The organism is Helicobacter sp. MIT 14-3879 (assembly GCF_003364125.1).
In genome coordinates, this window is the sequence record NZ_NXLP01000032.1 from 1 (window position 1) to 14679 (window position 14679).

Annotated in this window: 12 protein-coding genes; 3 read left to right on the plus strand and 9 right to left on the minus strand. The window is 31.8% G+C overall.

What is annotated here, in order from left to right; translation table 11 throughout:
• Positions 1-277: 277 nt before the first annotated feature.
• Both CQA44_RS09470 and CQA44_RS09475 read right to left on the minus strand, forming a co-directional pair.
• A complete protein-coding gene (locus CQA44_RS09470) occupies positions 278-1834 on the minus strand; it encodes a DUF262 domain-containing protein (protein WP_309544890.1) in 1557 nt (518 codons plus the stop codon).
• 63 nt (positions 1835-1897) lie between these two features.
• On the minus strand, positions 1898-2923 hold the full coding sequence (locus CQA44_RS09475) for a DNA adenine methylase (protein ID WP_408941385.1): 1026 nt from the start codon (positions 2921-2923) through the stop codon (positions 1898-1900).
• Between the two features lie 977 nt (positions 2924-3900).
• On the opposite strand from CQA44_RS09475, the gene CQA44_RS13525 reads away from it, so the two are divergent.
• Positions 3901-4545 carry a hypothetical protein gene (locus tag CQA44_RS13525; RefSeq protein WP_408941386.1) on the plus strand — a complete coding sequence of 215 codons (645 nt, stop codon included), beginning with the start codon at positions 3901-3903 and terminating at the stop codon, positions 4543-4545.
• Here CQA44_RS13525 and CQA44_RS13530 read toward each other — a convergent pair.
• From CQA44_RS13530 to CQA44_RS12640, 6 genes are all read right to left on the minus strand, one after another.
• Positions 4508-4726 carry a 2-hydroxymuconate tautomerase family protein gene (locus CQA44_RS13530; RefSeq protein WP_408941387.1) on the minus strand — a complete coding sequence of 73 codons (219 nt, stop codon included), beginning with the start codon at positions 4724-4726 and terminating at the stop codon, positions 4508-4510. The two genes, CQA44_RS13525 and CQA44_RS13530, sit on opposite strands and share 38 nt — an antisense overlap.
• A 281-nt stretch (positions 4727-5007) precedes the next feature.
• Positions 5008-6093 carry an AlwI family type II restriction endonuclease gene (locus tag CQA44_RS09485; protein ID WP_258864984.1) on the minus strand — a complete coding sequence of 362 codons (1086 nt, stop codon included), beginning with the start codon at positions 6091-6093 and terminating at the stop codon, positions 5008-5010.
• Between the two features lie 58 nt (positions 6094-6151).
• Complete coding sequence (locus CQA44_RS09490; protein WP_115547011.1) at positions 6152-8020, minus strand: AlwI family type II restriction endonuclease; 1869 nt, start codon at positions 8018-8020, stop codon at positions 6152-6154.
• Between the two features lie 16 nt (positions 8021-8036).
• Positions 8037-8963, minus strand: coding sequence for a DNA adenine methylase (locus CQA44_RS09495; RefSeq protein WP_115547012.1), 927 nt, complete (start codon positions 8961-8963; stop codon positions 8037-8039).
• Complete coding sequence (locus tag CQA44_RS09500) at positions 8942-9994, minus strand: DNA adenine methylase (protein WP_115547018.1); 1053 nt, start codon at positions 9992-9994, stop codon at positions 8942-8944. Before CQA44_RS09500 ends, CQA44_RS09495 begins: the two co-directional genes overlap by 22 nt.
• Positions 9995-10887: 893 nt before the next feature.
• On the minus strand, positions 10888-11025 hold the full coding sequence (locus CQA44_RS12640; RefSeq protein ID WP_181881858.1) for a hypothetical protein: 138 nt from the start codon (positions 11023-11025) through the stop codon (positions 10888-10890).
• A gap of 1130 nt (positions 11026-12155) precedes the next feature.
• On the opposite strand from CQA44_RS12640, the gene CQA44_RS09505 reads away from it, so the two are divergent.
• Positions 12156-13286, plus strand: a complete 1131-nt coding sequence (locus CQA44_RS09505; RefSeq protein WP_115547013.1) for a YbfB/YjiJ family MFS transporter — start codon at positions 12156-12158, stop codon at positions 13284-13286.
• Positions 13287-13646: 360 nt separating this feature from the next.
• On the plus strand, positions 13647-13793 hold the full coding sequence (locus CQA44_RS12645) for a hypothetical protein (protein WP_181881859.1): 147 nt from the start codon (positions 13647-13649) through the stop codon (positions 13791-13793).
• Between the two features lie 260 nt (positions 13794-14053).
• On the opposite strand, the gene CQA44_RS09515 is transcribed toward CQA44_RS12645, so the two are convergent.
• The gene (locus CQA44_RS09515; RefSeq protein WP_147289783.1) at positions 14054-14311 is read right to left on the minus strand and encodes a hypothetical protein; all 258 of its coding nucleotides are present in this window, start codon (positions 14309-14311) and stop codon (positions 14054-14056) included.
• Between the last annotated feature and the right edge of the window lie 368 nt (positions 14312-14679).

Consider the following 14679-nt stretch of genomic DNA (forward strand, 5'->3'; position numbering starts at 1 on the left):
TGGAAAGGCATTGAGGAAGTTTCAGGCTTGTAGTTTTCAAACTTATTGCGTAATGCTTGAACTAAGCGATTTTTGATATTGATTTTAAGATTTTGCATTAACTATTCCTATTAATTTAAAAAATCTTTAAAAAATTCTTCTTTAAGCCACTTTTCACACTTTTTATTACGCTCTTTTAATAAAATTTTATTGAATTTTTCCAAAGGAAATCTTCTTATGAAGGGAATTTTAGAATCTTGATAAATTTTTGCCTTACCTACCAAATCCTGATCTTTTGCTACTCCATTAAGTTTTTTTCAAGAGATAAAAGATTTCCATACGAATTTATGAAATTATTCAAATCCTCTAAATTATCAAAACCTAACTTTTTTGCCTGTACTTCATCTTGTATTTCAAGCAAATTTTTAGGTATGATATGCTCTTTTTCTTGTGTAAGCTGTTTCTTCTCGATAAGATTCTTTAGTGCATCTATATCCATATTTTGACAATTTTGCTCAAAGAATATATAATGAAAAGAAGGCGTTTCATAAGCATATTGCAATAAATCATCTATGGCTTTTCTAATAATATTTGCATTTTTTTTACAACTATCGATAACTTTATTTTCAAAATCTCTTTTTCCCATCAAACAAGCATCGATGAGATTATATGCTGTTGCATCAAGTGACGAGCCTGACTTAAAGAATAAAATATCCATTTTTGCAATGAGAGTTATCATTCTATCATCAAGATTGTTATTGATTTTTAGCCTTATAAGAGAGTTGTAAAAATGAGGATTCACCTTTTCAAGCAAGAAAAGCTTGAATACATAAGGATTAGTATCTATTTCGTTCAGCAAATTTAAAAAAGATTGGTAAAAGTTTCTCAAATCAATGATATAAGTTTTAATGAAATTTTCAAGATTTCTTCTTTTTAAATCATTCTTACTTAATTTTTTTAATTCAATTTTTAATTTTTCATAAATATTTTCACTACTGTCTCTATATTGCCCCAAACGATCAAACTCTTCAAACTTAATACTTCCTGCGTGATAACGAAAAATATCACTCTCCCCAAACTGCTGATTACCAATACTTGAAATATGTCTATGGTCTTCAATCTTTAGAAATATCCTAAAAATATCTCCAAAAGTATTATTAATTTCTTCGTCTAAACCCCCACTGCCATTACAATAAATATTAGAATAATAAATCAAAAGCGATTTTAGCTTATCAAGCAGATTTAAGGGTACACCTCTATCATTAACACTTTGAAATGTGCGTATCGCCCTACCTGAATTTGGTTCTTCTAAATACATTAAAACCATTTTTAGCAATGTCTCAATATAACTTTTTACTTGTGAGCTATCTAAATTTGATACTTTATCTAGAATAGATTCAAAAACTTCATAAAGATTTTCCTTTCCTTTTGTATCAGCTTTTTCTTTCAATATTGATGATAAGGTTCCTTTCTCTGAATCTTTTAAAAGTTCTTTCAAAAACTCTTTATTTTGTGGAGCAACTTCAAGCTTTATATCGCCTCTTTTGTCGGTTAGAAATTTAATTTTGTAATTATCCTTAAACTCACTTTTGCACACAAGAGCATATAGAAGCATAAATATAGTTGTAATGCGCTGTTGCCCATCAATAATATCAAATCTTTCACTATCTTGCGCATTTGGTGCCACAACAATGGTTCCCAAAAAATGTCCTTGAGAATCCCCAGAATCTTTTATTTCCTCTAAATCCTCCCATAACTCTTCAAAGTTTTTCTTTTTCCATGCATAATCCCTTTGATATTTTGGAATACTAAACTTATCTCTACTTAGAACTTTTTTTAAGGTTTCTTGGCTCATTTTCACTCCTTTTATTTTTTTTGGCTCCTATTATAGCAAAACGTTCAATACTTCAACATTCTCTCAATCCTTAATTATCAACAACTCGTGGCTATGTTTGATATTATCACTATCGCCTCTTTCAATCCGATTTTTGCCTATCCTCTTTTCTCCCTGTCCCATAGTGTATTGCCATTTTGGCTCTAAGATGATAAAGCCCCTATAAGCCTCTCTCACAAACTCACAATCATTATAGCTTAGGATAAATTTTCCTTTATGCTTTTTTAGACACTCTGCTAAAAGCTCGTGCTGAAAGCCATTGTGATGAATAGGAAAGTTCCGCATAGGATAGATTCCTTTAAACATCTTAGAATCTCCCTCTAAAAAATAAGGCGGGTCGCAATAGAAAAAATCATTAGGATATTGCTTAAAGACAGATTCAAAACTAGCACACTCTACACTTAAATTTTGTAACCTAGAATCTTGCCCTAAATCTTTTAATTTTTGCAAAGCACTTAAATAGCGAATCTTATCCTCATAAATCTTACTTATCCAGCCTAAAAATCCGGGTCCATAGCTTAGATTAAAATTAAAATAATAATCTCTTGCAAGAGTTAGAGAATCTAGCTTCATTTGGGGGCTATTATGAGTATTTTTAATTTGGGGGCTATTATGAGTATTTTTATGCCTTTCATTCCAAAAGTCCTTAAGCTCATCTTTGATTATGGCATAGGTCTCTTTGGTGGGTTCAAGCTTGAGTAACTCATCATAAAGGCTTTGAGAATCCCTGCATAAAACCTGCCAAAAATTCACCAAAATATCAAATATATCAAAGGCTTTGACTTCTATATTAAGCTCTAAGGCACTTGCTATTTCCACACTGCCCCCACCTATAAAAGGAGAGATAAGTCGCTTGACATCATTAGGGAAATGCTCGATGATTAAGCCCACTGCTAAGGTTTTACCCCCGCCATAACGCAGGGGGCTTTTGGTGTAGCGTTTGTAAGCTAGGGATTTGCCTTTGAGTGAGGAGAGAAAGGATTGTTTATTATGTTGAAAATCATCATTCAATCTAAACAAATCCTGCTCTTTGTAAGTGCCTAATCTCAAACATTCCCCTTTCTTAAAATTATGATTATAGCAGCATATTGTGGTTTTAAAGTTTTGATTATAAATATTATGATTCTAAAATGATTTATTTTTTAATCCTTATAAATTTAATGCCCCTTTTAAAATTTAACCTCTAGTCTATTCTAAGTTTAATGCCTAGCCTCTTTTTAAGTTTAACCCCTAGCTTTTTAATCCCTAAGGGCTAAAAGATATAAATTTATGCCTCTATCTTTGTGCTGTATAGCTCTATCTACCCTACAATATAAATGATTTAGGTTCAATGATTTAGATAAATGATTTGGGTTTTATCCTGCACCTTGAAGAATCTACTTAAGCTTGATTTTCTAAAAACTCCTGCAAAGCGTAATGAGCATAAAAGCATATTCATAGAATCCACCCTTACAAAGGCAAGTTTATCCCTCAACTTGTGGAATATTTTTAGACTCTCATAAAGTAATGAGCATAAAAGTAATGAGCATAAAATGCCATTGCTATCTCTTCTTAAAATTCTGCCTTTTAGCCAACCCTCATACTTATTTATCTTTTATCTATTTATTTATCTATCTTTTATCTATTTGCTTATTTATTTGTAATACCGCTTATAAATTCTAATGTAATGCTTTTTATCAATACTTTTTAAGGGATTAGCTATGATTGTAGATTTTGTCTTGCTTTCTTATAACTTTATCTTGCTTTCTTGTAGTTTTTTGCAAATTTTATATCAAAGGCAATTTCAAATGAGAATTTATGATAGAAAAACTCTCTAAATTTCTAGCATTTTATTCATAGCATTTTAGTATTACAAACTCTCTCATTTATCGTGCTAAACTATTGAAAACTTCATATTTTAGTATTGAGAGCTATCTAGTTTATCACAAGCTATCAAAATTTATCAAAAGTTATTTGGTCTATCGCAAGCTATCTTATTTATTGAGTTTATTGAGAGCTTTTGGAATCTCTCCTTACAAGCTTGGGAAATGTATAGCGAATTTACATTTATTGTTGAGAGCTTTTGGAATCTCTCCTTACTTGAAGCATCGATTCTAATCACTCCATACAAATTTATTATTGAGAGCTTTTGGAATCTTTCCTTACAAGCTTATTGGGAAATGTATAGCGAATTTACATTTATTATTGAGAGCTTTTGGAATCTCTCTTTACTTGAAGCATCGATTCTAATCACTCCATACAAATTTATTATTGAGAGCTTTTGGAATCTCTCCTTACAAGCTTGGGAAATGTATAGCGAATTTACATTTATTATTGAGAGCTTTTGGAATCTCTCTTTACTTGAAGCATCGATTCTAATCACTCCATACAAATTTATTATTGAGAGCTTTTGGAATCTCTCCTTACAAGCTTGGGAAATGTATAGCGAATTTACATTTATTATTGAGAGCTTTTGGAATCTCTCTTTACTTGAAGCATCGATTCTAATCACTCCATACAAATTTATTATTGAGAGCTTTTGGAATCTCTCCTTACAAGCTTGGGAAATGTATAACGAATTTACATTTATTATTGAGAGCTTTTGGAATCTTTCCTTACTTGAAGCATCGATTCTAATCACTCCATACAAATTTATTATTGAGAGCTTTTGGAATCTTTCCTTACCTCCGTAATGCTCCTGCCTCCTAAGCCATAATTATCTGTGTCAATCTCATCGATAATCACGACAGTAGAGGCTTTATTTTTCTTCAAAACTCTAGCAAGTAAATCAGTAACCCCATCAATTAGCTCCTTTTTCTGCTCTGTGGTTGGCTCGCCATTTTCTTTGGTGATTCTAATATTGACAAAGGGCATAAATCCTCCTTAGATATTTTTGTATTTAAATAGTAGCATAAAAGCATACAATTTTAATGCCTATTCAATGTTTATGTAGATGTAGCAAAAGTCAATAAAAATAGGGTATTTTTAAGGAAAGTTATTTTTTTCTTTTTAAAGAGAGGGGTTTTAAAGATAAATTCTCTAGTTTTTAGGTGAGGTTATTTTTTAGACAAGTTTTTAAAAAGGAGTAATCTCATCATATTTTTATTGTTTCATTTTACTTTCTTTATGCTAAGAAATTTAATATTCTAAATTACTTAAAATTTTCTAAACCAACTTAGTCTCTTGAGAGATTCACTAAAAGGCAATGATTTGTGAGAGTAAGTCTTTAATTGATTGATAAATTCTAAAATATCAAAATTTATAATGTCTAAGTTTTCATCGTATTTGATAAATTTCACATATCTTTTAGAATCTTCAAAGATTTTTGGTGCGATAAAGAGGGCAAAGAATAAAGACACATTAGAATCTATGGAGGATTCTATAATCTCTTTTAAATGCCTAGCAATAGGCAAAAGCTCATTATTAACCTGTGCTCTGCCACAAATCAAACTCACTTCTATAATGGATTTGCTTTCTTTATCCTCACAAAGAATATCTGGCTTATTCCCACTAGCGTGGCATTTGGGTAAGCCCTCATCATCAATGCTATAATTTGGCATAATCTTTAAGCTATTAAAATGTTGTTTTAAGGCTATGGCGGTCAAAAACTCCAATCTTACAGATTCAGGGATAAATTTAAGCACTTCATCTTTACTATTTACTTTTTTAACACTAAGTATTTCTAATTCCCTATAAATTTGTTCTTTTGTGTATTGAGAGGCAAATTTTTCTAGAGTTTGTAATCTTAGATTAGCTTGGTTGCTTGTATCTGCTTGCTCTGTGATTTCTAAAATATGAGAATCAATTTCTCCCATATATTTAAAATAAGATTCCTTGTTAGAAAAGACTTCAAAAGTAGAATATTTTTTTATCACATACTCTATCTTTGGCATTTCAAAAGTATTAAAATCTAAAAATCTCCCATTTCCACGAAGCGATATAATCCCACAAATTCGCATTTTTCTTATATATTCATCGATAGATTCGCCACAAATTTGCGAGATTTTAAAGCGATTTGTATTGGTGGATTGTAAAAGTTTTAAGCATTTTTCATAAATTATTTCATTGCTGTAAAGAAAATGGGGATATTGTTTTCTAAAATCAAGTATAAAATCTGCCAACGCCCTAAAATGAAAATTTCTCCAGCAAAGAAAAAATGCAATTTCACTCTTATAAATCTTAGAATCATTGATTTTTTCTTTTAAAATTTTCATTGTATTGAGTAGCAATAACAAAGGCACATTTGCATTTCCATTTGGATATTCTTTTTTAATCTTAATTAAAAGTTTAAATTCAAAACTATAAGCTTTTAAGCATTGGCTGAATGTGTGTTTGATACCATTTACTTCCCCAAATTTCGTTGCTTGAAAGGGCTTTTTGAAATTTTGGTAAAAGGGCTTGATAACTAGAATTAGATTCTAAAATAGTGATAATGTCTTGCGTACTTAATGGTAGAATCTTCATTCCTTTGATATGGCTTTTTTCATTTTCAAAATAGCAATTTATACGGCTTCTAAAGTCATTTAACACATTTTTATCTAAATAAGGAGCAATGAAAATTCCATAGCTTTGTGCTTGAGATTGAGAATCTAGGCTTAACAATAAATTGCCTAAATGCCTTGAAACGCTTTCCATTTCTGACCTTCTTTGGTTTGAGCTTTGAGTAAGAGTTACTTCTATCATCAAACAATGGTTAGTATAGGAGTAAATAAAATCTGCACTTCCTCCTACTGAGTGAGATTTTGGTAAGAGATTAGAATCAAGGCTTAATCCAGCTTCTAAAATTCTTTCAACTTTATTCTCATCAATATAACACCAAGCAATCGCAATAATATATTCAAAAATTGTAGGAATGGTTGCCTCTATGGTTACATTTTCATAAATTTTAGCATCATTATTTCTATCATTAAAAAGGTTTAAAATTTCTATTATATTTTCTTTTGTGAATCTAGTTTTTAAAAGTTTTATAAGTCTTTCTTTATCTATCTTAAGTTTGTAGTTTTTTATTTCTTGTGGTTTTGTGATACCCAACTCTTGAAAATATTTTTTAAATTCTTTATTATTAAAATATTCACTTAAAAAGCTTTGAGAAATGGGACTTTTTGCTATTCTTTCTAAGACTTCTTTGTAATTTGAGTGTTTTAATATTATCTTAAAAATAAGATTAACTTCTACTTTATCTTGGCTAAATTCAAATATGCCTGTAAGGTTTAAATATCTGCGATTTAAATCCAAACAATCATCGAGGTTTGAAAGAATTCTAGCAGTAAAAATAAATTCAAAAAATCTTTTGCCAAAGTTTAATAAATCGCCTTCACAAAATTTCTCCAAAGCCAATATTTTCTCACTTTTCTTACCATTTTTAATAATATAGGGCAAATAAAGCTTTTTAAAATCTAAATAATTATTAGAATTTATAAGGTTTTCTAAAATCTGTAAATCTTTAGAATCTCTAAAGGGTAAAAATATTTCCTTTAGAACCTTAATAATTACTAAGGCTGTTTTTATACCTTTTGCAGTTTTAAAATAATCAGCCTTGGGAGTATTTTTTGCTAAATCTTCTAAAAATATTGTTAAATGTTGTTTATATTGTGGTGATTGCAAAAGTATATTATGTATCAAGTTTTTATTTTTAATAGAATCTATAAAATCTTTAGTATTTTCAAAATTATTTATAAGTGGCAAGAATCTAAAAGTCTCAAGCTCCAAGATTCCATTAAAGGCTTTAAAGACTTCTAAATATTTATCAAGCAAGGAAGAATTATGATTAAAATTTAATGTTGCTTTTAAGAAAAACAATGAGATTAAATCAATTTGCAAAAAATCATTATTAATTTTATAACTTTGAGTTTTTATGAGATTTAATAGCTCATAACCTTGTGGAGTAATAAGTTTTTGCTTACGGTTGATAAGATGATAATCTTCTAATGGTGCAGACTTAACCCTCGCATCTTTTGTACCTAAGTTTGTAGTTTTCTTTTTAGATTCTAAAAGATTATGTTGTTTTAAAAACTCTAGGTATTTTAATTGAAGGTTTGAACCATTACTCCAAGTATCCATTTTATCAGCATTACTAAAAAGCTCCTCAAACAAAATAAGTTGTGTTTCAAAGTTATAAAGCAAATTCCTTACTCTCAAACTTGTGTTTCCAAAATAATCATAAACCATAGGACTCTCCTAAGCTCTAAAAATTTACAATCAAAACTTCTTTAGATAAATTTCTTTTTGTTTGATAGTTGCAATTTTTATAGTGAAAATTCAAAAAATGTGTTTTAAATTGAGATTTATTCTTTAACCAATTTTTCAAAACCTTATGTTCCTTTCCCTTGTGATAGATAACATTTGATAAAGCAAACTTGATGCTTTTACAATCTAACATCTCCAAAAACTCAAGTAAATCCAATTCATCTTGTAATTCCCAAGCATTATTTTCATTATAGGGAGCAGTAGCTAAAAAATATGGTGGGTCGATATAAACAAAACTTTTAGAATCTAAAACATCTAGGTCAATTTTCCTAAAATCTTTATTTGAAATTTCTATATTTTTGCTTTGTAAATTGATAATAAAACGCTTTAATTTTTCTTGCATATTTGTATTAAAATCTCTCTTTCCACAAGGTAAATTAAACTCTCCTTTAGAATTAAATCTAATTTGATTGTTAAAAGCAAAAACAATTAATACAAAAAAATGAAATATATATTTTTCTTTATTGTATTGCTCTCTTAATTTTAAAAACTGCTTTTTATTGTAGCTTGATAAACCTTTTTGACTATTACACCCATAGAATTCATAGCCATATTTTGCGCTATTTGAGAGCTTAAAAGTATTAATAATTTTACAAATTACATTAAAGGTTGTCTCTAAATCTTGGCTTTGCAAGGTTTGGTAAAGTCTTGTTAATTCCACTAAAGAATCATTGAGAATGATATTTTTTGCCTCAATATTTATGCCAACACTCGCTCCACCGCAAAATAAATCTAGTGCTGTATTAATATCTTTAGGAAAAAATGGAAATATTTGCTTTAAAAGCCTATATTTACCACCAATATAATTAAGCGGACTTGGGATAAACTCTTGATAGAGGGGGTTTATTTGATTAATGTTTGACATATAAAAATTCTTTCTTTGTGATTTTTAAAATCTGTTTTTCCACTGCTAAAGGCTTTAAACTTAAACTCATAAAGGCTTGTTTTTCCAATAGATTCTAGGATATTTTTAATCTCCTTATCGTTTAATCTTGCATTACTTCTAGCATTCGCACCATAAGTATTATTATAAGTAACCACCAAGATTTTAGCAATCTTTGAAAGATTTTCTATCAAGTCCCTAAAAGCCTCTTTTGCCTCTATCTTGCAATATCTGCTAAGATTCTCTGGCTCTGGTTTGAGGGCTACTCCATAGAGTTTGGGCTTTTTATTTTGGCTTAAATTCTCAAGCAAATGATAGAATCTACTATACTGTCTTGAATTATATGGTGGGTCGATAAAGGCTATATCAATATTTCTTTGCTCTTCTCTAAGTCTCTTTGCTAAAGCATTAGAATCCTCTCTAAAAATTTCTATCTCTGCCTTACTTTTTAGTGGCTCTATGAGGGTAAATTTAAATCTATCTTGTAAAATAATATTTTTACGATACGCATCATAATGCCCCACAGTGTTTGCCACCCTATCGGCACTATAAAGCAGGCTTGCTAAAAGGAGGGTAAATTCTTTTTGATTGATATGTTTTTTGCCTAAAAGCAAGTCTAAATTCTCTCTAATCTCGCCTATGAGCTTAGAATCATTGTGGCTAAAGAACTTATCTCCAAAATGCTTAGAGTAGTAATTCTCTTTGATTTGCTTGGGATTTAAGCTTTGATATTCCTTGCAATAAGCCTGAAGTTTCTTGTAAGAAAAGCTTTTTTGACTAAAAAAACCCTGATAAATCACATAGTTTGCATACAAAAAATCATTGATAATAAAATGTCTAAATTCTGGCTTTTTTGTAAAAAACTCACTTACTACCCCTGTTCCTGCAAACACATCAAAAAAGCTTAAACCTTTATGCTTTGTGTAATCAAAATGCTTTAAAATAACTAAATCTATATTGTTTAAAAGCTTGGTTTTTGCTCCTGTGTAGCGGCGAGATGAGAGATGAAACAATCCTTTGCCTTTTTTATATAAAATTTTAAAAGCATTATACAAAGAATCCTCCAAGATTCTAAATTAAAGATTCTAAATTAATCCTTTAGCCCTCTTAGTGATTTTAATAGAGGCTTCACATACGCTTAAGTAATGACAAGGATTGCTAGATATTTCAATAGTGTTACCAACTCCTTAAATAGATTCTTCATTTGCCAAGACAAGCTCACAATGACAAAGGTAATTCACAATCCTTTAAGAATGACAAGGTAGCATTGTAAATAGGACAAATAGGATTCTTATCATTCTTAACATAGTAAAAAATCACCTTGAATATAAAGAGAGATATTTCGGCTTTTTCAAAGCCTCGCACGAGCGAAGCTCTTGCCAAAACTTACAAGATAAACAACAATACTCTTGCCCATACTTGCAAATATGACAAGGGGGATTGTCCTTACTAAAGCGAAGCGAAGTATCTCATAATGTAAATAATGGGTATATTTCGCTTTCTTCACACCCTCGTGCGTGCCTCACGCCCTCACCCATACTTACAAATAGGATAAATTAAATTTGCAAGAATCTGATAAACTCAATTCTCATTCATAATGACAAATAAAAATCCCTGTCATCCTGAAGTCTCTTACAAATGCCCTTTGTCATTCTGAAGTCTTGCGTAGCAAGGCTGAAGAATCTATAAGAATCTCTTCTACTAGATTCTAAAAGAGCAAAGAATCTAAAGATTCAAAGAGAATAAGAGAGACAAAAAAATTAAAAGGCTAAAGAATCTTAAAGTTTTAATAAAACTCTCAATTAGGCTAAGTGTAGAATCTTAAAAGATTCTATTAGAGATACTTAAATAATAAAGTATCACTTTATAGACTAGAGATATTTTGTTTTGCAAGCTTGCACAATCCCTAAGGATTTTGCCTATACTTGTAAAGATGACAATTTACTTTGTCATTATGAACCTTGCAAAGCAAAGTGAAGAATCTATAAGAATCTTTTATGCTAGATTCCAAAGGAGCAAAGATTCTCTCTATTATGTGCTTCATTAATATTTCATGAATCTTTGTTTGATTAAAGAATCTAAAGATTGAGGGTTAAAAGAATTTTCTATGATTCTTTGAGATTCTGTGTGTGATTCTGTATTTGATTAAAGAATCTAGCAATCCTTGTCATTCTGAACTTGCTTTAGCAGGTGAATAATCTTTTCTGCTAGATTCTAAAAGAGTAAAGAATCTAAAGCTTTAATAAAACTCTTAAATTAGGTTAAGTGTAGAATCTTAAAAGATTCTATTAGAGATACTTCGGCTAACGCTTCAGTATGACAAAAAAGGGTCTTGGTATGACAATAGGACAAACCAGATTGTCATTCTGAAGTCTTGCGTGGCAAGGCTGAAGAATCTCTCATTGATTCTAAGAAGTGTGTTACTTTCCCTCAACACGACAAAGTGGATTGTCATTCTGAAGTCTCTTGCAAATGCCCTTTGTCATTCTGAAACTTTGCATAGCAAGGCTGAAGAATTTCTTATTATGGAATCTTTAAGATATTCTAAGGGATTCTTCGCCTAAAGGCTTAAGTAATGACAAGAAGAATTGAGGCTTTAAATCTTAAAAATGACAATAAACTATAAACTTGTTTTGAGATTCTTTAGCTTTTTAGAATCTAGCAGAAGAGATTCTTCACCTGCTAAAGCAGGTTCAGAATGACAAGGGGCTAAAGGTTTTTTAGATTATTCAGTTGCTATCACTTTTTTAAAAATGACAAGAGACATTTAAAAATAAGAATCTAGTTTATCCTATTTGTAAATATAAGAGCGTTGTGGTATTTGTAAGTATGATAAATTAATGTCATTACTTAAGAATCTGCTCTTTTTTCTTATCATTGGCTTAAGATGACAAAAGTGAATCATCTCTAAAAGATACTCAAGATTCTGCATTAATTTGTTACTTTTTATGAAAAAAGATTAAACAATGCTGTTACTCACAACGTCGCTATCATAGATGATAAAATCATCAATAGCAAGAAAATCTCACTAGATATCAAATAAGGCTAAGTCAATAACCTCTAAATTTAACAATCTATCTGATTTTCACACCCTATTTACCCACTTCCAATGCTGCTATGATTCTAATACGTTATGATTCTAATACTATATAAACACTTTTCTAAGGACTAACTATGGCTTGGCGACTTTTTTCTTGTTTTCTTGCGACTTTTGTCTCAAATGGCTTGGCGAGGTTTGGCTATGTGGTGCTTATCCCCCTGCTGATACTCTCTAATAAGATGAGTGCTAATCAAAGCGTGCAATTAGGCATTGCTATTTTGGTGGGCTATATCTTTGGCAGTGCGATGCTTGAAGCATTGCAAAAATACCTCTCACTTGAAGCCATCGCTAAACTTAGCTTTTTAATCATTGCCCTAAGCTTTTTTGCGTGCTTTTTTGATTCTCTACCTTTTGTTTGGGCGTGGGTGTGGAGATTTTTCGCAGGAGTTGCGAGTGCTTGCTTGATGGTCTTAGCCGCCCCCTTATGCCTTGCTTTTGTCAAAGAAAAGCATCGCTCAAGCACAAGCGGGCTTATCTTTAGCGGCATAGGGCTTGGGGCGGTGTTTAGTGGCTTTGTCTTACCGCATTTTGCTAATTTTATTGATTATGTGTGGTTCTTGCTAGGGGGACTAAGCTTGGTGGCTTTTTTCATCAGCCTCTTTGCGTTAAAGCCCTTACACCCGCCTAAAGAGAGGGCTTATGAAGATAGTGCGTTTAAGCCCTCATATTTTCTGTATCTCTTAATCATTTCTTATGTGCTAAATGCCATTGGCTACCTACCTCATACTCTCTTTTGGGTGGATTATTTGGTGCGTAATCTGCATTTAAGCAGCACGATTGCGGGGACTTCGTGGGCGTTTTTTGGCGTAGGTTCAGCCATTGGAGCTTTAGCAAGTGGCATCTTAGCAGGGAAAATCGGGCTAAAGAACGCCCATATCCTCGTGCTTTTAGCAAAAGCCTCATCTTGCTTCATCGCAGCATTTTTCACAGAGATTGAGCTACTTAATCTCTCCATATTCCTTATGGGCTTTACCACGACAGGCAATGTGGCATTGACTAATGCTCTAGCTTTACACATCGTAGGAAAAGAGCATTTTGCAAAGGCTTCTAGCCTACTTACTTTGAGCTTTGGAATCTTTCAGGCTATCTTTTCTTTTCTCTTTGCCTATATTCTTGGCTTTATGGGGTATTTTTGGCTTTTTATCTTTTGTGGCATTGCTTTACTTGGGAGCTTATTGGTGCTTTTACCCATTAGAGATGCTTAAATCAGCAAACCCAATTAGTGCAAAAAGTGGTTTAGACATAATTAGAGAAAATGTTTAAGTCAGCAAACAGAAACTTAGCAAAACTTATATGAAAGTGATATTGATTAGAGATGCTTAAATCATTGTAAGCAGGGGCAGTTGTCATATTGAGCCAAAGGCGAAATATCTCTATCTGCAAGTTTTTACCCTTTGAATTAGCAAGAGGCGGGGTATTTAGCCGAAGACGAAATATCTCTTAGAATCTACGGGGATAGATTCTTCAGCCTTGCTACGCAAGACTTCAGAATGACAAGAAAGCTTGCTCCATTCGCAAATGGGGAGGGGCAAGAGTGTTATCCTATTTGTAAATATAAGAGAGTTGTGATATTTGTAAGTGCGGGTGAGTTGCGTAAGGCACGCACGAGGTTTTTGCGAAGCAAAAATACCTCTTCAAATTCTCTGTCATTACTTAAGCATAGCAAAGTATCTCTTAGAATCTACATTAATATTGCAAGTAAAGCGAGGTAATGACAAGAATCCTTAGTTTGTCCTCTTTGTAAAGTGCGGGTGAGTTGCGTAAGGCACGCACGAGGTTTTTGCGAAGCAAAAATACCTCTTCAAATTCTCTGTCATTACTTAAGCATAGCAAAGTATCTCTTAGAATCTACATTAATATTGCAAGTAAAGCGAGGTAATGACAAGAATCCTTAGTTTGTCCTCTTTGTAAAGTGCGGGTGAGTTGCGTAAGGCACGCACGAGGGCGTGAAGAAAGCGAAATATCCCCATTGTCATATTTGCAAGTATGGGCAAGAGCATTGTTGTTTCTTGTAAGTTTTGGCAAGAGCTTCGCTCGTGCGAGGCTTTGAAAAAGCCGAAATACCTCTCTTAGAATCTACGGGGATAGATTCTTCAGCCTTGCTACGCAAGACTTCAGAATGACAAGAAATGTTTTTAGAATCTTCATTTGAAAAATGATTTTCTTTGTCATATTGAGCCTGTGAAACAGGCGAAATATCTCTATTTGCAAGTTTATGGGAGAATCGCATATTCAATACTTGAATTGAGCCTAAGACGAAATATCTCTATTTGCAAGTGCAGATGAGTTGCGTTAGGCACGCACGAGGGCGTGAATAAAGCGAAATATCCATTTTGTCATATTTGCAAGTGGGGCTTGTAGCTTCGCTCGTGCGAGGCTTTGAAAAGCCGAAATACCTCTTCAAATTCTCTGTCATTACTTAAGTTGTAGTGAAGAATCTCTAAATGACTCTACTAGAATATTTCCCCTTGTCATTCTAAAGTCTCTTGCAAATTCACCTTGTCATTATGAACTTTGCAAAGCAAAGTGAAGAATCTCTTCTACTAGATTCTAAAAAGAGCAAAGAATCTAAAGCTTTAATAAAACTCTTAAATTAAG